This window comes from Brevibacillus sp. BD137, assembly GCF_041644655.1.
Classification (GTDB): domain Bacteria; phylum Bacillota; class Bacilli; order Brevibacillales; family Brevibacillaceae; genus Brevibacillus; species Brevibacillus brevis_D.
This window is the reverse complement of record NZ_JAOTNO010000008.1, coordinates 14,411-32,467: the sequence shown is the minus strand read 5'-3', so window position 1 is coordinate 32,467 and position 18,057 is coordinate 14,411. Positions and strand designations below refer to the sequence as shown.

17 protein-coding genes and 1 riboswitch are annotated in these 18,057 nt (G+C 47.5%); of the genes, 13 read left to right on the top strand and 4 right to left on the bottom strand.

The window, feature by feature from the left end:
* Positions 1-50: 50 nt before the first annotated feature.
* From ODZ53_RS17955 to ODZ53_RS17935, 5 genes are all read left to right on the top strand, one after another.
* Complete coding sequence (locus ODZ53_RS17955; protein ID WP_372679138.1) at positions 51-887, top strand: MerR family transcriptional regulator; 837 nt, start codon at positions 51-53, stop codon at positions 885-887.
* Positions 877-2,037 (top strand): MFS transporter, encoded by a 1,161-nt coding sequence (locus ODZ53_RS17950; protein ID WP_372678839.1) that lies wholly within the window; start codon positions 877-879, stop codon positions 2,035-2,037. The genes ODZ53_RS17955 and ODZ53_RS17950 overlap by 11 nt, the downstream gene beginning before the upstream one ends.
* A 191-nt stretch (positions 2,038-2,228) precedes the next feature.
* Positions 2,229-2,663, top strand: coding sequence for an Lrp/AsnC family transcriptional regulator (locus ODZ53_RS17945; protein WP_048034169.1), 435 nt, complete (start codon positions 2,229-2,231; stop codon positions 2,661-2,663).
* 5 nt (positions 2,664-2,668) lie between these two features.
* The gene (locus ODZ53_RS17940) at positions 2,669-3,307 is read left to right on the top strand and encodes a LysE family translocator (RefSeq protein ID WP_372678836.1); all 639 of its coding nucleotides are present in this window, start codon (positions 2,669-2,671) and stop codon (positions 3,305-3,307) included.
* Between the two features lie 152 nt (positions 3,308-3,459).
* On the top strand, positions 3,460-3,705 hold the full coding sequence (locus ODZ53_RS17935; protein ID WP_372679136.1) for a hypothetical protein: 246 nt from the start codon (positions 3,460-3,462) through the stop codon (positions 3,703-3,705).
* A gap of 77 nt (positions 3,706-3,782) precedes the next feature.
* Here ODZ53_RS17935 and ODZ53_RS17930 read toward each other — a convergent pair whose 3' ends face one another.
* Positions 3,783-5,195, bottom strand: coding sequence for an RsmB/NOP family class I SAM-dependent RNA methyltransferase (locus tag ODZ53_RS17930; protein ID WP_372678834.1), 1,413 nt, complete (start codon positions 5,193-5,195; stop codon positions 3,783-3,785).
* An 85-nt stretch (positions 5,196-5,280) separates the two neighbouring features.
* Here ODZ53_RS17930 and ODZ53_RS17925 point away from each other — a divergent pair, with 85 nt between their 5' ends.
* The 4 genes from ODZ53_RS17925 (at position 5,281) to ODZ53_RS17910 (ending at position 9,711) form a co-directional block, all read left to right on the top strand.
* Entirely contained in the window at positions 5,281-6,036 is a 756-nt protein-coding gene (locus ODZ53_RS17925) for a hypothetical protein (protein ID WP_015892595.1), read from the top strand.
* Between the two features lie 24 nt (positions 6,037-6,060).
* Positions 6,061-6,996: a methyl-accepting chemotaxis protein gene (locus ODZ53_RS17920; protein WP_372678832.1), complete on the top strand. Its 936-nt coding sequence runs from the start codon at positions 6,061-6,063 to the stop codon at positions 6,994-6,996.
* 174 nt (positions 6,997-7,170) lie between these two features.
* Positions 7,171-7,256, top strand: a riboswitch (cyclic di-GMP riboswitch).
* A gap of 85 nt (positions 7,257-7,341) precedes the next feature.
* Positions 7,342-8,799, top strand: a complete 1,458-nt coding sequence (gene yfmT, locus ODZ53_RS17915; protein WP_372678830.1) for a benzaldehyde dehydrogenase — start codon at positions 7,342-7,344, stop codon at positions 8,797-8,799.
* 30 nt (positions 8,800-8,829) lie between these two features.
* Positions 8,830-9,711 carry a methyl-accepting chemotaxis protein gene (locus ODZ53_RS17910; protein WP_372678828.1) on the top strand — a complete coding sequence of 294 codons (882 nt, stop codon included), beginning with the start codon at positions 8,830-8,832 and terminating at the stop codon, positions 9,709-9,711.
* 62 nt (positions 9,712-9,773) lie between these two features.
* Here the strand turns inward: ODZ53_RS17910 and ODZ53_RS17905 are convergent, their stop codons facing one another.
* Positions 9,774-11,438, bottom strand: coding sequence for a M14 family metallopeptidase (locus ODZ53_RS17905; RefSeq protein WP_372678826.1), 1,665 nt, complete (start codon positions 11,436-11,438; stop codon positions 9,774-9,776).
* A gap of 133 nt (positions 11,439-11,571) precedes the next feature.
* Between ODZ53_RS17905 and ODZ53_RS17900 the strand changes: the two genes are divergently transcribed.
* Positions 11,572-12,990: a hypothetical protein gene (locus ODZ53_RS17900; protein ID WP_372678824.1), complete on the top strand. Its 1,419-nt coding sequence runs from the start codon at positions 11,572-11,574 to the stop codon at positions 12,988-12,990.
* 673 nt (positions 12,991-13,663) lie between these two features.
* Here ODZ53_RS17900 and ODZ53_RS17895 read toward each other — a convergent pair.
* Together ODZ53_RS17895 and ODZ53_RS17890 are read right to left on the bottom strand one after the other, a co-directional pair.
* Complete coding sequence (locus ODZ53_RS17895; RefSeq protein ID WP_372678822.1) at positions 13,664-14,344, bottom strand: class I SAM-dependent methyltransferase; 681 nt, start codon at positions 14,342-14,344, stop codon at positions 13,664-13,666.
* Between the two features lie 102 nt (positions 14,345-14,446).
* Positions 14,447-14,845, bottom strand: a complete 399-nt coding sequence (locus ODZ53_RS17890) for an RrF2 family transcriptional regulator (RefSeq protein ID WP_199927927.1) — start codon at positions 14,843-14,845, stop codon at positions 14,447-14,449.
* Positions 14,846-15,135: 290 nt separating this feature from the next.
* On the opposite strand from ODZ53_RS17890, the gene trxA reads away from it, so the two are divergent.
* The 3 genes from trxA to ODZ53_RS17875 all read left to right on the top strand — a co-directional run bounded on the left by trxA (position 15,136) and on the right by ODZ53_RS17875 (position 17,903).
* Positions 15,136-15,453: a thioredoxin gene (trxA, locus tag ODZ53_RS17885; RefSeq protein WP_015892586.1), complete on the top strand. Its 318-nt coding sequence runs from the start codon at positions 15,136-15,138 to the stop codon at positions 15,451-15,453.
* A gap of 225 nt (positions 15,454-15,678) precedes the next feature.
* A complete protein-coding gene (gene hppD / locus ODZ53_RS17880; protein ID WP_015892585.1) occupies positions 15,679-16,770 on the top strand; it encodes a 4-hydroxyphenylpyruvate dioxygenase in 1,092 nt (363 codons plus the stop codon).
* A gap of 305 nt (positions 16,771-17,075) precedes the next feature.
* Positions 17,076-17,903 carry a GNAT family N-acetyltransferase gene (locus ODZ53_RS17875; protein WP_372678820.1) on the top strand — a complete coding sequence of 276 codons (828 nt, stop codon included), beginning with the start codon at positions 17,076-17,078 and terminating at the stop codon, positions 17,901-17,903.
* The last annotated feature ends 154 nt before the right edge of the window (positions 17,904-18,057 follow it).

The following is an 18,057-nucleotide window of genomic DNA, read 5'->3' as shown; positions in this document are numbered from 1 at the left end:
GACTAGAAGGTTTATACTCAGATCGAAGTAATGAGAGAGAAGGTGTGGAATTGTTCAAAATCAGCGAGTTTTCCCGACTGAGTCAAATTCCGTTGCAAACGTTGCGCTATTATGATCAGATTGGGATTCTAAAACCAGCAAAAATCGATGATACGACCGGGTACCGATATTACTGTGCCGAACAGCTTCTCCAGATCAATCGAATTGTCATCTTCAAAGAATTAGGGTTCTCTTTGCAGCAGATCGCGCAATTGCTTCACGAGAATATACCAGCCGAACAAATTCGGGGCATGCTGAGGCTCAAAGAAAATGAAATCCAATCCCTGCTGGAGATGGAAATGGCAAAGCTTGCCCGTATTAAAGAACGAGTGCAGCTTGTTGAACGGGAGGGAAGGATTGAGAAGGAGCAAGAGGTGGTTTTGAAGCAGGTAGATAGTATGCACTTGATCTCCTATTCGGCACGGGGTACTGCTGAAGATATTCCTTGGCTGTTTCAAATGTTCGACAGCATGCTTGATGCCAGCCTGAAGTTATCCTTGACTGGTCCTAAAACAGTGCTATGGAAGGAAACCGGAACGAAGGATCAGCTTTTCGATTTTGGGGTGGGCTATGGTATTAAAACAGAATCTGTCAAACTGCCCGAGCAAATCGAACGAAGCTTCTTGCCTGCCGAGACAATGGCTACGTTACTATTCCGTTCGGATTCGACCATGAAAGAATCAGCTTGCCTGGATCTGGCTACGTGGATTGAACAGCATGGTTACTACATTCGAGATGAGCAGCCCGGCAGAGAAATCTATGTTCCCTTATCAGAAGAACCTGGAGTTGAGCTCATAGAAATCCAGATTCCAATTGTAGCAAGGGGGCAAAGTGAGCATGGGGAATAAAGGGGTTGTCCATATTCTCGCTTTGGCAGTTTTCCTGATTGGGACTGTGGAGTATCTGATAAGCGGAATCATTCAAACGGTGGCAGCTGATCTGGGTGTCACGACGTCGTCTGCCGGATTGCTTGTCACTGCATTTGCCCTTTCTGCGGCAGTAGGGGCTCCTATTGTCATCGCTGCCACGATCCATCTTGACCGAAAAAAATTATTACTTATGATGCTTGGCATTTTTATTTTGAGCAACTGGCTGGTCTATGTGAGTTCTTCCTTTGAGATGATGCTGGTTACACGCATGATTCAAGGACTCAGTGGAGGAGTTGCTACTGTTGTTGCGATGGCTGTATCTACACGGCTAGTTGAAGAAGGCAATCGTGGGCGAGCAATCGGCATCATATTGATGGGATTGAGTAGCTCACTTGTACTTGGTCTTCCCGTTGGCACTTTTTTAAGTGAAGCGATTGGCTGGAGACTGCTGTTTATTTTTATTGGACTGCTGGGCTTGGTTCCGTTGCTTGTCATTTATAAAAAAGTCCCGCCTATAAAAGCGCAGGAGGCTGTAACACCGCGGGCACAGCTAGCTGTTATAAAAAATAGAAAGATTCTTACTGCGGTTGTTATCACGCTGTTGTACATCGGCGCTTATTCCACATTGTTTACCTATATTGCGCCTTTTCTGCTAACCCGGGCCGTGCTTTCGGCATCCGAGATTTCCGGGATTCTGTTTTTAGCAGGCATTTGCAGTTTTATGGGGTCAAAAATTGGAGGGATTATCGCAGATCGCAAAGGGCCGAAGTTTACGATTTATTTTGGACTCTCTCTTCAGGCAGGTATGCTGCTTTTGCTATCGGTCATGGATGGAGTAATCACTACGTATATCGTGATCATCATGCTGTGGATGCTCGCAACTTGGGCAACGTCTCCGGCCCAACAGCTATATTTGGTTACCCAGGTGCCCCGTTCGCCGGATATCGCACTTAGCATCAATACATCCTTTATTCAATTTGGCTTCGCTTTGGGATCGTGGGTTGGGGGACTGGTGATCAGCAACTCCTCTGTGGAGCATCTGGGCTGGTCCGGATTTGTTATAGCGTTGCTGTCATTGTTGCTCGCGATCCGCTTGTTTTCCACAAAGAAAGAGCAGCTATCAGCGTAAGAAGATGGCGTATGATAACTTCTTGTCTCTCTCGGCCGCATTATTTTAGGAATACGCCCCAAGATCATTCGTGTGGCAGAAAAAATGAAAGTTAAGCCGTATTATCTCTTTAAAATATACGGTGATAGCGTCAAATCCCTTTTTATTATGAAGGAATTGGTATAATCATGATAAAAAGGAGGGGCACCACTATGGATCGGATTGATGAACAAATCCTTCGCTTATTGCGGGAAAATGCCCGAATCACCAGCTCCGACATCAGCAAGCAGGTTCATTTGTCCGTGCCTGCGGTCTCCGAGCGAATACGCAAGCTGGAGGATACAGGACTCATCAGGCAATTCACGGTAAAGCTGGATCGGGAGCAGCTAGGGCTTCACCTGATTGCGTTTGTGATGGTGCAAATCGAGAAAACGGAGCATATCGCTGGCTTCCGTGAAACGGTCATGCAGGCAGACTGTGTGCTGGAATGCCATCATATTGCGGGAGCTTACGACTATGTATTGAAGGTTGCCGTAAAAGGGACGGCTGATCTGGAACGATTCATCTCTGAAACATTGAAGCAAGTAGAAGGGGTAAGCAAGACGAATACGATGATCGTCCTGTCTTCCATGAAAGAGGAGATGTGAGCCTGATGGCGATCTGGCACGGTCTATTATTCGGGATGATGCTCCAGCTATCCGTTGGTCCGGTTTGTCTGGCGGTGTTGCATCGCTCGATGACTCGGCGATTGCGGGATGCATTCATGATGATACTGGGTGTTGCACTCGCAGATGCAGTTTATATGGGAGGGGCGATCGGGGGACTGTCGCTACTGTTACAGATCGATTGGGTCAAACAGATGGTTTTGATTATCGGAGCCCTGATTTTGACTTGGTTTGGGATTCAAACCTTGCGTGCCATAAAAGGAAGGGGAGAACAAGAACAGGCACCAGTTCAGCAGGCTCCATCGGGTCGAAGCAGCTTTTGGCACGGCGTGCTTCTGACGCTCGCAAATCCTCTGACTGTTCTGTTTTGGGCGGGAGTATTTGGCTCACTATTGGCATCTGGCACTTTTGTTCATTCAACGGAGTTGTTCCTGTTTGCGACAGGCTGTTTGTTATCGACTTTTTTGTTTCTGGGGCTGGTAGCTTTGCTGGCCGCGTATTTGGCTCGCTTTTTTCGTCCAGAATGGTTCAACGTTTTTCATGGGCTCAGTGGTGTCTTTCTCATTGGGTTTGCGATTGTCCTTTTCGCAAAAAGCGGTTTGAAGCCTCCATACTGGCCTTTTTAAAGGAATTTGGAATGACTGTATCGAATTTTAATAGAATACAGGAATTGCGATAGAAAATAGTGTTTTCCTCCCATGTGAATTGGGTAATAGATAGGAAGATAGAACCCTTTCTTGTAAAAGTACCATAGTACAGGGTGTGAGGAGAACCAATGATGACGACGGATACGTGCTTGAAATGCGGCAGTCCGAGGGGCCGGGGAGAGTACAGTTGCCAGGTTTGCGGAGAAAACGAAATACAAGACTACCAGATGATTCGCAATTACGTGAGAACGTATCCGAATTCGAATGCGATGCAAATTGCCAACGCGACAGGGATATCTGTTTCAAAAATATTGCGTTATATTAAAAATGGCTCTTTGTCTGTAGTAGACAATCCGTCCCGCAGAGGGCGATCATAAGAAAAAGAGAAAAGCCCAAAAGCAGTCACGAATGCATTTCGTGTAGCTTTGTGGGCTTTTTTATTTTGGATGGAAATCTACAACCAGCGTAGACCTTTTGGATAATGATTTTTGAGTTGCCCCTCTGATTGCTTGCCCCAACCGATGGAGAATCCCTCTACAGTAACCAGCGTCCAACCACTTTCCCCTTCACGTGTGAGCGCTTCTCCTTTTAAGTACCGCAACAGCTCAGGATCGTCCGCGCCATACGAAGCGACACGGGATGCCTCCGCAGGAGAGAGAGCGAGTGCCAAGGCGTGTGCAGGTTCAAATCTGTTCTTCTTTACGGTTCCTAGATGCAGACCGACGCGCGCGACCTTAAGCTTGTCCCAGTCGAGCTCGGGAGCAGGTGAGTAGTAGAGCTGCTCGCCAAATAAAAGAAAGGCAGACTCATCTTCAAATGGTTTGGAAAGCGCAGGGAGTACTTCGGCTGCGAATGTACGCCAGGCTGCCAAGGCTTCTTTTCGACCTGCCGGAGCTGATTTTGCCGCACGCTTTTCTTTACGCTTCCCGGAAGGTTCATGAACTTCAGCAGTCTCACTCTTTTGTAGCTTGGCGAGGTAATGACCTTCTCCCTGTAGACGATGGGGCCACAATCTGGCTGTCTGGGTGAGCTGCTCATTTTGCGGCGACGCCCACTCGGGTTGACCAGCAGAAAAGCAATCTGCATGTGGCAGCGGGACGATCTCAAATTCCGGGTGACGGCCGAGGAAGTTAACCAGGGACTGCTCGTTTTCCAACGGAGCGAATGTGCAGGTGGAGTAGACCAACGTCCCGCCTGGCTTCAGCATAGCAGCGGCCGCCTCGAGAATATCGCCTTGCATGACATGGCACTCCGTTACTTTTGCTGGGCTCCAGTCTTCGATTGCTTCGGGCAGCTTGCGAAACATTCCTTCGCCAGAGCATGGAGCGTCTACTAAAATTCGGTCAAAAAACTGGGGGAATCGCTCCTGTAAGCGTTCAGGCGTTTCGTTGGTCACGACGGCATTGGTCACGCCGCAGCGCTCCAGGTTTTCTGACAAGGCTTTTGCCCGAACAGGATGGATTTCGTTTGCTACGAGCATTCCTTGTCCATGCAAAAACGCTGCAAGCTGCGTCGATTTGCCCCCTGGTGCTGCACACAGGTCGAGAATTCGCTCACCAGGTTGTGCACCGAGTGCTTCGGCAGCGGACATCGCACTTGGCTCCTGCAAATAGTACATGCCAGCGGAGTGAAAAGGATGCTTGCCGGGACGAGCAGGCTCTTTGTAGCGAAAACCGTTTTCGCACCAAGGGACTGCTTCTACAGTAAACGGCGAGATTTTCAAAAAATCGTCACGCTCCACCTTCAACGGATTGACTCGCAAGCCGTGTGTCACAGGCTGATCATAAGAGGAAGCGAAGGCCTCATAGTCGTGTCCGAGTAAGGTTTTCATGCGCTCGATAAATGGTGTTGGTAAATTTTTTGTCATAACAGCCTCCGATGTCAGATTTTGGCCCCATGTGAAAGGAAAAGATAGAATCATGGCGAATCATAGAGAATGAGGTGAGAGCATTATGGAAGGATCCCGTGCAAAACGCTACCGCTCCCGGCGGAGGAATGACTCGGAAGTAAGCCGGTTTTGGATCATGGGGTTGTTGTTCTCACTGCTGGTGCTCGCTTTTGAATTCTTTATCGAAATACCCGCCGATGCAGATTGGCTGACCGATATGGAGATGGCTTTGTTTTCTGCCAGCTTTACGTTGCTTGCCTTTTATCTGCTCGGACTTACCTTTGCCTTTTCACGCCACCAAAAGGCAGGGAAGATCAATCACCAAATCATCATCTATGTATGGTTGGGTGCGATCTTGTTTCACTTGTTCCTGCTCATCAGCAATTTGTCCAATCAGCATGTGTACAAGGCAGGGATCATTCTATTTTTAGGACCATTATTTTTAACTGTCTACCATTTTATCACGTACTTGGCAGCTTTGCGCGAGGAGCGTGAGGAGCAGGAGGCAGCTACAACAGCTACGCTTGAGCGTACGGCCTACCAGATGATTCTGGAGGGTGGGCGTGTATACAGCGAGCTGAGTCGCCTGAAAACAGAATATCCAGAAGTGGAGCAAATGCTTCGTGCCAACGATTTTCACGATAAACTGGAGCGCTATGCTTTGGAAATGCAGCAGTATTTGCAGGTGAAGCATTTTGAGCGTAAAGACGTGGAGCTCTTGGAGGGTCACTATTATTTCTTGGAAAACTTGCTGAGCTTGGCGAAACAACATCCGGGAATAATCGAGTCCCGCGTATATAGCCGCCGAGGTGACAATTGATGGGTACAAGGGAGAGGGAAGCGGATGTTTTGGAAAAAAGACAAAGGCCTGGCAGAAAAAGAGACAGCAGCGACGACAGCCACAACCACAATGGCAGGACAGCAAGACGCATGGAAACATGAGCTTCGCGGTCTTTACGAACAGATGGGTGCAATCCTCGCTTCGGACCAAGCAATGAACGCCGATTCCGATCAAATGGTGCGATTGGTGACGAGGATGAAGCGTGCCGTAGAGAATATCCAGGCCATTAATGAGCGGGATGATGAATCTGCAAGCCAGTTGTCGGTTCGAGGAGAGCGCCTGACAGACATCTGCAAACAATCGGTAGCGCGTGCAGATGAAGGCAAGAAGGCTATGACGGACGTTGTGGAAGTCATGAGCCTGCTCGACAAAGAATCGGTTCATACGTCCAAGTCCATGAGCCGCTTGGAAGAGCGTTCTTCGGAAATTACGAGTATTGTCAAGGTAATCAGCGACATTACGAATCAGACTAACCTTCTCGCTCTGAATGCAGCGATAGAAGCTGCACGTGCGGGGGAACAAGGCCGAGGCTTTGCTGTCGTAGCGGATGAAGTACGGAAGCTGGCAGAGATGACAGCGAACTCGACCAAGACGATTGCGGAATTAATTGGCAAGATTCAAGAAGAAATCAAAGAAGCATTGTCCAACAGTGAAAAAAGCAGCAGTGCGATCAAAAATGGACTTTCCATCAGCAAGGATGCTGCACAGAAGACAGATCAGATCGTGAACGCTTTCCAGGTACTGAACGTCGAAGTGGCGGGTGTGATGGAAATCATCGCGCATCAAAAGCGTTTTGCTGACGATGTGTCCCAGCAGGTAAGTGAGGCAAAGGGCTTGCTGGACGAGCTGAATGAAGGCATGACCAGGCACGTAAGAGACGCCAACGTGGTAGAGCAAATGCTCGCGACGAGCGTAAAGGATGTCAAAAAGTTATTGTGATCATGTGGAAGAAAAATCAGGAGTCCGTATCTAAGCGATGCGGACTTTTTGATATTTGTTCTTTCCTTTCACGAAATATTTACATGTTTACGTTTGACTATTCGAAATGGAGTACTATAATCAAAGTAGGTTTCTCCATATCTTCCTTTTTTTGACAAAACCCTACCAGCATTCGCTATGAATGGGCAAACCCATTGAAAAGTGGGGACGCAAAGCCACGGGCCTAATGTACACGTTACGATGGCAGCCGGGTTGCCAACGAGCAGTGTATTTTGCTGTTTTAGTATGACGGCTCCTTTCATGCGAAAGGGGCCTATTTATTTTTCAAAAGGGAGTGGTTGTAGCATGTCAATCCTTCAAACACTGGACAAGCAGTACATCAATGGGGAGTGGCGCGACGGACTTGGCGCGAAGACATTGCAAGATATCAATCCTTACAACGGGGAAGTCATCGCAGAATTCAAAATGGCAAATCTAGAGGATATCGACGAGGCTTACAAGGCGGCAGCCGACGCGAAAAAAGAGTGGGATGAAGTGAATGCCTATACCAAATCCCGAATGTTGGAGCGTGCTGTTCGCTATATCGAAGAGCATGAAGAAGAAATCATTCAGATTATCATTCGTGAACTAGGTGGAACCCGACTGAAGGCATTTTTTGAGATCGGGCTTGTCAAGGATATTATTCGAGAGGCGGCTACGTTCCCGGTACGTATGGAGGGGAAAATTCTCCCTTCTCCCGTAGACGGAAAGGAAAATCGCTTGTATCGGATTCCCGCAGGAGTTGTCGGCGTCATCAGTCCGTTCAACTTCCCGTTCTATCTGTCGATGAAGTCCGTAGCTCCAGCTCTTGGCGCGGGCAACGGGGTCGTCCTCAAACCGCATGAGCACACGCCAATTACGGGTGGGACTCTCATCGCGAAAATTTTTGAAGAAGTAGGTCTGCCCAAAGGCTTGATCAACGTCGTTGTAACGGATATTGCTGAAATTGGCGATGGGTTTGCCTCCCACCCGATTCCGCGCATCCTTTCGTTTACAGGCTCTAGCCAAGTAGGAAGCCATATCGCGCAAGTGGCAGCGAAGCATTTCAAGAAGGCGATTTTGGAGCTAGGCGGCAATAGTGCCCTGATTGTTTTGGAGGATGCGGATCTCCAGTATGCTGTCAATGCAGCGGTATTCAGCCGCTTTACCCACCAAGGTCAGATTTGCATGTCGGCTAACCGGGTTCTGGTTCACCAAGATGTATACGATAAATTCCTCGATCTGTATGTGGAAAAAGTATCTGGACTCAAGGTAGGCGACCCAAATGATCCAGACACGGTAATCGGTCCACTCATCAATCAACGGCAAGTCGCCAACCTGATGGCAACGATCGACGAGGCGATACGCGAAGGAGCCGTTCCTGCACTGAAAGGGGAAGTAAAAGGAAACATGGTCGAGCCGATTGTTTTGACAGGTGTGACCACAGACATGTCCATTGCATCGGAAGAGCTGTTTGGTCCGGCTGTTTGCATCATGTCGTTTGCTTCCGAGGAAGAAGCAATTCGCATGGCGAATGAGACACCATTTGGATTGTCCGGGGCGATTCATACCAGCAATCTGGAGAGAGGTGCCCAGATGGCCAAGCGCATTGAGACCGGCATGATTCATATCAACGATGGAACGATCAATGACGAACCAATTGTGGCGTTCGGCGGTGAAAAACATTCCGGATTGGGACGCTTGAATGGTCAATGGAGCCTAGAAGAGTTTACTACGCTAAAATGGATTTCGGTTCAGCACAAAAAGCGTCAATTTCCGTACTAATGCTAGCAAAAGATAGAGGTGAAGAGGGTCATGAACGGATACGAAGGATGGAACGAAACAGAAGCCTCCGAAAAGGGGAAAAATGCAGAACTTCTCGAGGCTTTCATTAAGGTTGCTCCTTATTTAAATGATTTGCTCAACGATGACATTACCATTGGGGTCTACGACACGGAAAAGCTATTGCGCAATGTGCCTGCCCAAACATTTTCCCTGCAGGTAAAGCCTGGTGATCCACTCCAGGAAGGAGATGTGATCACCAACGCGATTCGAAAAAACACCAAGCAGGCGATGATGGTCCCCAAGGAATTATTTGGTTTTCCTCTCGTAGCACGGGCGATCCCCTTGCATGATCACACGGGAAAAGTTATCGGCGGTGTTGGCATTGGTTCGAGTATGGAGCGAGCCAATGAGCTGTATGAAATTGCCGCAAATCTCTCGAGCGTTGTCGAGCAGGTCAGTGCCACCACACACGAGATGGCCGTGCAGATCGGGAATTTGAACGAGCAAATGAAGGCGATCTCAGAGCAAGCCAATGATGTGAGCCAAAGTACAACTGAGATCGAGCAAATTACACTCGCCGTGAAAAAAATTGCTGATCAAAGTAACATTTTGGGACTGAATGCGAGCATTGAGGCTGCGAGAGTAGGAGATGCTGGACGTGGATTCGCTGTCGTCGCGAATGAGGTTCGCAATATGGCGACAGATTCACGGACGAATGCAGACAAAATCAAGCAAACCACGGATTCTATCCGGGATTTGATAACCCTGCTGCAAAATTCGATTGAATTGATCAATCAAACCATGGAGAGTCAGGCAGCCGCTACGGAGGAAATTTCTGCGACGATGGTCGAAGTGAGCGACAATACGCAAAAGCTGGCAGGACTTGCCCAAGAAGTGTTTGAAATAAAGTAAGCCCATACATGTAACAAAATTCCCCTCTCAGGAGTCTAACTCTAGAGAGGGGAATTTTTCCTTTAGTCCTTATTTGTAGTGGGTAGTGGATGCTCCAGCATATAGCGATACACCGGTACTTCATCGCCCTTTTCAACGGGCAGGAAGTTAAACGTGACGTAGCTGTCCACTGATTCCGGTTCCAGGGCCAACGCAATGAAGTTCGCGTTTGGCTGGGCCATGCTGAACACGTAACTACCCGCAGGAAAGGTTTTCGTTGTTTCTGTTACATTTGCAGTCACTTGATTGGTGAAATGCCCATTCTCGTATATCGTATTCACCTTGTTTTCCAAAATGGTGTAGCTTTCTACAGCTATGGTCGTTTCTTTTGATAGCTTGCTTACCGAAACACCGAGCAGTTCCAGCTTGGCTGCAACGTCATGATAGCCAGGAGGCATGAGATAAGCAGTGGGGCGCTCACGTTCGAGTACAGGATAGGCATCTGTAGAGCTTACCCAGTCGATGGGGGTAGACACTTTTTTTGCTGTTGCGAGATCGACTACTTCGAGAGATTGACCCGGTATTCGCTTATTCTCACTCAGGATAACGAGTTTGTCGTTGTCGTTTGCCTTTTTGCCTTTTTCCGTGATTTCTGCGCGTGCCTGGGTCACGGCGGACTTGATTGCCTTGGCGTTGGCCGCTGTTGATTGAATGACAGCAGCGTGAGTGATGGCCTGACTGTATACACGTCGTTCAAAATCGGCGCGTCCAATGCCGATGCCCCGTGTTTCCACCAAAAACGTTAACGTGTTTTTCAATCCCAAGGCATTGCGTCCGATTCTTGTCTCTGTGCTGCCTTCTGTTGCGGTCACTTTTCCGTCCTTGCCTTTAGCTAGCGTATAGTAAGCGTGATGAGAAAGTTGCTCCTTGTCGAGTGCTTTTTGAACGTCAGCCAAGAGCAGGTTGTCTGACATTTTGCGCAGGTTGGTGGGGATATTCAAGTTTTTCGCAGAGGAGATCAGAACATCGTAGGAAGAGATCGCGCCTTTTTCTCCAACATCGCGAAGCTGGCTGGAAGAGACGCCGTATTCGTGGGCATCAAGCACCACATCAGGTTGATAGGTATTCATGGCTTGGTGAACCGCTTGCACCTCTGGATATTCTACCTTCATGTAGTCGCGGTTGGCATCCAGCTCTGTCGCGATGTAGCGTTTGAACTGGTAGGAGCCATCCGGGTTGATGCGAGGAACAATCGCAACATTTACGTTATCCAGAAGGTCGGTCCCAAGCTTTCCCTCTGCCAACCATTTGGCGATCACAAGAGCAGATTCACCAGCGGCGGGCTCATTCCCGTGGATTTGTGCCTGTAGCCAGATGAGTGGCTTCTCATTGGTTTGTTTGAGCTTGCCGTGGTCTTTGCTGAATAACAGCAGGGGGATGTCCCGACCTTCCAATGATGTACCGATGGATAGCAGCTGGATTTCCTTGTTGCCTGCAACCAATTTGCTTATGTAAGCCATCATTTCTTCTTGGGACGTAAAAGCTTCTTTTCCTTCTTGGAAGCCGGGTGTCCCAAACCGGATAGTTGGCTTGGGAAACAAGCTCTCAATCTGTGCAGGTTGTACATAGGTTGGCCCGATTCCGTAATAAGGAATGTGGGTTTGTGGTTCAGCTTGGGTGATTGAGGGGCTGGTGAACAGAGATATTACGAGTGCTGTAGAAACAACGTAGCGTACTTTCTTGTCCATAAATTCCCTCCTGCGTAATAGAAGTAGACACCTATGGTTAATTTATCAGATTATTTTTAAAATAATAATCACTACGAAATATTCATTTTAAAGTAGGACTTTCGGTTCTCCTTTACTAGAATTGGGGGATGACATGGTCAGAAAAATCAGCAGAATGCTCCTTTTGATGACGGCCATCGCCGTATGTAGTATCCTTCCGAGCGGTATTTCTGCAAATGAATGGAAAAAACCAATAGAAACAGAGAATGTTGAACACCTGAATGGCGCGATTCACCAAAAACAAGAATTTCGATTCTCAGATGGTGCTACGTATTGGGCCCATAAAATGACAGGTCAGCGCAATATGATGCCCTACGTCTTCACCATTCCCATTCAGGGTAACAGTCGGAACATGATGTTCCGCTACCGAGACTATGATGAGTCGAAGAAGCCGTATTGGAAGGTTGTCACACTTGATCAAGTCCAGACTCTTCCGCTTTCCGCTGGTTTCCTAGAGACAGAGGGCAGGTATATTTGGTTAGGTAAGCCCATTACCTACGTGGATAAAAGTAGAGCCACGATTGAAGAAAAGCCAGCATTGGCGTTGCCAGTCGAAGTAAAACAGACGCCTTCTGGTGTCGAGCTCGTGTTCAAGCTACCGATGAAAGCAGGCTTTATCAGCGAAATGTGGGTGCTCGATTCGAGAGAACCGCTTGTTCCTTGGGGAGAAAAAATGTTTGACAGCATCTGGCTTAACTTGGACGTTACGGAAAAGGCAAAATGGCTGTACGATGGGTATTACTATCAAAGCCCTTCTACGTATGAGCCGACTTCCGAGTCCTCCTTTTGGCGGATTCCCGAAAATTATGTCCTTCGCTCCTTTTTATATACAGGCGGAAGCAATGCTGCCCGGTATATGGGCTATGTGATGCTGAAAGCGAGCTTGAAACAGCAGGAGCCTGAGGGGTACTGGAAGACGCAGCCGCGCTCTTTGTGGTTAAGTGACGATTACGGGATACAAGAGGGCTTTTACGATACGAGATTCAACACAGGAGCGGCTGATCTGATTCTGCGGGGCTGCGATCAGTATCAAGAAAAGGACTTTTGCCAAGCGGCGAAAAAATATGCTTCTTATTTTCACAATCATGCAGCCGTGAACCGTTTTGTCGTCGCTGGTGTACAGCAAGGCTGGCTGATTCCGGACTACGCGATAGCAACGAATCCGATGATTCGGACACATGTTTCTTTGAATCATCAGTTGGCCGAAATTAATTTTCTCTACAAAAGCTACATGCAATTCGGCGATCGGACTGACAAAGATTTAGCGGATACGATGCTTTACGGTGTCGTAAACCTTGGGTCGCAGTGGATTCTCGGAAATGGCGATTTGCATTACGCTTATTTTCCAGATGGAACATTCGGCAGGAAGGACTATCCGTTCTTGACCTACAATGACTTGGTCGAAACCCAGCGTCTGTACCGTCAACTGCATGGGATAGATGAGATGACGCTTGCCTTGTTGATTGACAGTAAATGGATGTGGATGCAGCTGAATAATGTTCAGTATCGGTAAGTAAAAAGACTGTATGGTTATGGAATGTGACCCGTACGAATGGATGATATCGATCATGCAGTATGTGAGAAGAATCAGCCGTTTCCCTGTGAGCTTCAGGGAAGCGGCTTCTTATATAGTTGGTGGACTCTTTCGCAATGGCACATGAACCTTGGAATCATGTGTTGCGCTTTTCAAAGGAAAGTAGTCTTCTCGTTTTTTTCAAATGCGTTGATGCGCCCAATACAACGTCCCATTCTTTCGTACCACAAGCAGTGCATCGATACCGTTGACGCTTTACCGGTATCTCAATGACTTCATTATTGATGAGGTCTTTGTATATTTGGTGTTTATTATCAGATTTGTGAAAGTTCCCATTCCCACAATGAAAGCAAATGATAGGGGCAACAATTGTAAAATTACATTCGTTGATAATAATTCTTCTCACCTTCCGAGATGTGTGTCGCACAAAGTAGTAGTAGGATTAATAGAAAAATAAAAATAAATAAATAAATAAATTTTATTAGCACGACCATTTTAACAACGAAATATTGGTTAGTAAACTGCCCAGATATGGAATAGCAAAGCCTAGACCAACGGGACACTGTTCGATGTGATTGATCATAAAAAATTGCCGGTTTTCCCTCTCATAGGTGTGACCGGCATACTTAACGAAAGTTGAGAGCATTCTCATCTATTTTCGCAAAGCAAACAAGGTTAAAAAGCTGACAGCCTCCCGCAGCTCTACGCTTAAGCGGCCCGCAATATCTGGCATAATTCCTTCTTTGTATACCGGCTCTTCGTCCAGCAGTGTGAAGCCATTTTCGCTCGCCAACTGCTTGGCTTCCCAGGGCATCATCGTATTTTGGATCGTCGTCTCTTCATATAGTCTGCGATAGCTATGAGCGCGTGGGCCAGCTGTAGGACCGAGGATACCTAAGACGAGAATTCCTCCGGGTGCGAGCACGCGGTGAAGCTCCAAGAGTGCCTGGAGCGGAGACGGCGTGAATTCCACTACGTTAATCGAGAGCACACCGGAGAATGAATCATTGGCAAAAGGAAGCTCGTTGATATCTCCCGTCTGAAAATGAACAGAGCCTGAGGAGGAAATGACCCGGTCATGAGCGAGGCGAATCATTTCCCCGGCAATGTCGATGCCCTCCACCTGATAGCCGTGCTTTGCAAGCTTGCAACTGGCATAGCCGTCACCACAGCCTGCATCGAGAACAGGTCCAGCTCCGACAGGTACATGCTTCATAAAATAGGGGAGGATGGTGCTGCGGCTCCCTTTTTCCCACATATGCTCACTTCGTTTTCGCCAGTCTTCCGCAAATTGATCCCATTGCTTGGCGGCTTGTTCCGTCCATTGGCTCATCCTTGTTCACGCCTTTCTCTTCGATTGAACGATACCGTTATGAAGAAAAACTCCGGTCAAAGCGGCCGGAGCTTTTCATGGAAGATGTTTTACGTCAAAGGATCATGGTTTGGGGAAATGTGGGACCAGGTCAGCAATTTTTTTACTCTTTAGCGTATGCATCATTTGCTGCTCGGCGTCAGTCACAACCTGTTGAATCAGACAGGCACTATCATGACGGAAGCTGCATTCAAACAAGGAGGTTGTCCCTTCAATGGCTTGGATAACATCCAGAAACGATATATCATCCTGATTGCGTTTGAGCTTGTATCCGCCATTTGCGCCAGAGACCGAGTGGATCAACCCAGCTTTGACCAGTTTGGTCAGCATTTTGGATAGGTATGTTTGTGAAACGCCTAGCTTTTCTGCCAAAAGCTGAACACTAACGGGTTTATCAGGGGCTTCTGCTACCAGATAGAGCATCGCATGGAGGGCATAATCTGTTGCCTGTGAATACTTCATAATACACCTCAATCATGGACTTAATACATCCATCATAAAGTGAATGGGGAGCATGAGCAAGGGGGAGAGTGATTCGCGCTGTCATCTGCACTTTCGACGCCCATTTTTGGATGGGGCAACTTGACACAAAAAATCCTTGAGGGATATTATAGGTATGATAAGTCTATGAATGTGTTATTTGAAATGATCCAAGTACAGGGAGTTATTTTTTTGCCTCTATCAAGGATATTAAGGCTCCGTAATGGTCTTTTTGAATAACTGTTCAACATAAAAAGGGGAGGAAATTACAAATGAGCATTTGCCACACGACAGATTCTACGTTTCAACATGATGTAAAAAGCGAGGGCTATACTCTCGTCAACTTTTGGGCACCTTGGTGCGGGCCGTGCCGCTTTTTTGGGCCGATACTCGAATCGTTCGATAGGGAGCATAGCAGCGAAGTGAGAGTCCTAAAGGTCAATGTCGATGAACAACAAGAGATTGCCAATCAGTATGGCATTATGAGTTTGCCAACAACCATTTTGCTCAAGAACGGAGAAATGATTGACAAGGCCGTAGGAGCTGCCCCTCTAGCGGAACTGAAACAATTTGTTTTCAAGCATAGGTAGTAGGAAAACGAAGCGAAAGCCATCGGTCAACTTGATCGGTGGCTTTTTGGTATCCAGTTGTTACTCGCATGCGTACTTTAATGAATAAAAGCGTTTGAGCGTTTTCGCGTTGTTTCGTGCTCTTGCAAGGGGAAGCGCTTCCAAGGTACTCTCAAGATAACGACAAAATAATCCCAATTCACAAAATAATGTCAATAATTGAAAAGGAAAGCGGAGGGGTAGGCAATGAGCAATACCGATTTTTTCCCGATTCAGGACTGGGACTACCTGGAGTTTTATACAGGGAACGCCAAGCAAGCTATGCACTATTTCACAAATGCGTTTGGTTTTGAAGCAGTAGCCTATTCGGGCTTGGAGACAGGTTCTCGGGAAAAGGTTTCCTACGTCTTGAAGCAGAAGCATATGACGTTTGTGATCAGTGGGGCCCTTACGCCTGACAGCCCGATCGCGGATTTTGTGAAAAAGCATGGGGACGGAGTCAAAGACGTTGCCCTGCGTGTAGAGGATTGTGAGCAGGCTTACCGGGAGGCCGTTTCTCGCGGAGCCATTCCGATCATGGAACCGACTGAGTATACCGATGAATTCGGGACGGTCAAAAAAGCGATTATCGGTACGTACGGGGAAAACATTCATTCCTTTATCGAACGAAAAAATTACAACGGACCATTCTTCCCGGGCTATAAAGCTTACCAATCCCCAGTCAAACGAGAGAGCACGGGTATCATCGGCATCGACCACATCGTTGGTAATGTCGAGATCATGGATGAGTGGGTAGAATATTACCAAAAGGTCATGGGCTTTACAGCCGTACAAAATTTCAGTGAGGACGACATCTCGACGGAGTATTCTGCGCTCATGTCCAAAGTGATGCAAAGTGGAACTGGACGCATCAAGTTCCCGATTAATGAGCCAGCAGAAGGACGCCGCAAGTCGCAAATTCAGGAGTTTTTGGAGTTCTACAAAGGGCCAGGCGTACAGCATATTGCCATCCTGACCAATGATATTATCGAAACGGTATCGAAGCTGCGTGATAACGGTGTAGATTTCCTCATGGTCCCAGATGCGTACTACGAAGATTTGAAAGAGCGTGTAGGGGAAATTGACGAAGACATCGAGGCGCTGAGAAAGCTAGGGGTCTTGGTCGACAGAGACGACGAAGGCTATCTCTTGCAGCTGTTCAGCAAGCCGATTGTAGACCGTCCGACGCTGTTTATCGAGATTATCCAGCGCAAAGGAGCGCGCGGCTTCGGGAATGGCAACTTCAAGGCACTGTTCGAGGCGTTGGAGCGCGAGCAGGAGCGCAGAGGGAACCTTTAATTCATTGACGTAACAAGTATGACAAGACCATCTCAGGCTGAAAACGCTGAAGGGATGGTCTTTTTTTGTTTGCGAAGCAGAAAAAATAAAAACTCATGAACCATTTACCCATCTCTATCATCTATACTAGTAGGAACCAAATGTTGGATATAAAGAGATGATTATGCGATGTGAGTATCAAGAGGGAAGTTCAGCAGGACATTCAGCTAACACAGGACGGTAGCGTAGAAGCTTTTGGTAGTGTCGTTCAAATAGCCGCATAAGTACACAGATGACCAAAAGAAAGTGAAAGGACTGAAATTGTGATGATTCATCGATTGGAGCCAAATGATTATGCAAAAATCAGGACGTTGCTGTCACCTGGGAACGTGAACGATCTGACCATCCAAGCGATTATCAATGGAACAAATCGAGGAGCGATTTTCGTAGATGATGTGGAGCAGCCCCGGACAGCCTTGGTCGATCAAACCGGTGTGATTAGTATTTTCGTCGGCGATGCTGCCAATGAAGCGTTCACAGCGGATCTAGGTGCCTTTATCGAGGGGGAATTGCACAGATATACGACCGAATCATGCGGGGGCACTCATTTTCTGGCAGTTGTCCCAGATGAAGAGTGGGAAAAAGCAGTGACCAAAGCCATCTCGCATCGAGAGATCAAAACGGATTGGGAGTATTACTACGAGTTCAATCCCAAGCAATACCAAGCGCGAAAGATCAGCTATCACCCTCTGCCTGAAGGATACAGCTTGAATAGAATCGATGCAGGTGTCATCGAAAACGACCCCGATAACAGCTTGATCGAGGTTGTAGAGGAATTCTATCATTCGGTGGATGATTTTTTGCAGTGGGGCGTAGGTTTCTGCGTATGTAAAGGAAATACGATTGTGAGTGCTTGCCTGTCTTGCTGTGTCCATGAGCGTGACCATGAAATTAGCGTGGAAACGTACGAGGAAGCCGACATGAACAAAGGCTTTGCTACCCTTGCTTGCGCTGCGTATCTGGAGCATTGCATGGAACATGGACTGACACCGCACTGGACCACGCTAGAAACCAACGAGGAGTCGGTATGTCTGGGGACAAAGCTAGGATTTGAGCGGAAGGAAAAGTGTAAAATACTGGAGTTCGAATATTAAAATGATACGGGTATCCATGGGTTGGTGAAATCACTTCGGCAACCTTTTTTACTAGGAAAGGAAGAGAAGCAAAAGGGAAATACGGTGTGAAGAGTGAATATTTTGATTAGTTATGAAAACAAACAGGAACGATCGAGCAGCGATTGAGAGGGAT

Coding starts and splice junctions, on each gene's coding strand:
- ODZ53_RS17930 (WP_372678834.1), bottom strand. CDS start 5,195: ATGACAAAAAATTTACCAACACCATTTATCGAGCGCATGAAAACCTTA.
- ODZ53_RS17900 (WP_372678824.1), top strand. CDS start 11,572: ATGGTCAGAAAAATCAGCAGAATGCTCCTTTTGATGACGGCCATCGCC.
- ODZ53_RS17905 (WP_372678826.1), bottom strand. CDS start 11,438: ATGGACAAGAAAGTACGCTACGTTGTTTCTACAGCACTCGTAATATCT.
- ODZ53_RS17950 (WP_372678839.1), top strand. CDS start 877: ATGGGGAATAAAGGGGTTGTCCATATTCTCGCTTTGGCAGTTTTCCTG.
- ODZ53_RS17940 (WP_372678836.1), top strand. CDS start 2,669: ATGGCGATCTGGCACGGTCTATTATTCGGGATGATGCTCCAGCTATCC.
- ODZ53_RS17925 (WP_015892595.1), top strand. CDS start 5,281: ATGGAAGGATCCCGTGCAAAACGCTACCGCTCCCGGCGGAGGAATGAC.
- yfmT (WP_372678830.1), top strand. CDS start 7,342: ATGTCAATCCTTCAAACACTGGACAAGCAGTACATCAATGGGGAGTGG.
- ODZ53_RS17935 (WP_372679136.1), top strand. CDS start 3,460: ATGACGACGGATACGTGCTTGAAATGCGGCAGTCCGAGGGGCCGGGGA.
- hppD (WP_015892585.1), top strand. CDS start 15,679: ATGAGCAATACCGATTTTTTCCCGATTCAGGACTGGGACTACCTGGAG.
- ODZ53_RS17920 (WP_372678832.1), top strand. CDS start 6,061: ATGTTTTGGAAAAAAGACAAAGGCCTGGCAGAAAAAGAGACAGCAGCG.
- trxA (WP_015892586.1), top strand. CDS start 15,136: ATGAGCATTTGCCACACGACAGATTCTACGTTTCAACATGATGTAAAA.
- ODZ53_RS17895 (WP_372678822.1), bottom strand. CDS start 14,344: ATGAGCCAATGGACGGAACAAGCCGCCAAGCAATGGGATCAATTTGCG.
- ODZ53_RS17910 (WP_372678828.1), top strand. CDS start 8,830: ATGAACGGATACGAAGGATGGAACGAAACAGAAGCCTCCGAAAAGGGG.
- ODZ53_RS17890 (WP_199927927.1), bottom strand. CDS start 14,845: ATGAAGTATTCACAGGCAACAGATTATGCCCTCCATGCGATGCTCTAT.
- ODZ53_RS17875 (WP_372678820.1), top strand. CDS start 17,076: ATGATTCATCGATTGGAGCCAAATGATTATGCAAAAATCAGGACGTTG.
- ODZ53_RS17945 (WP_048034169.1), top strand. CDS start 2,229: ATGGATCGGATTGATGAACAAATCCTTCGCTTATTGCGGGAAAATGCC.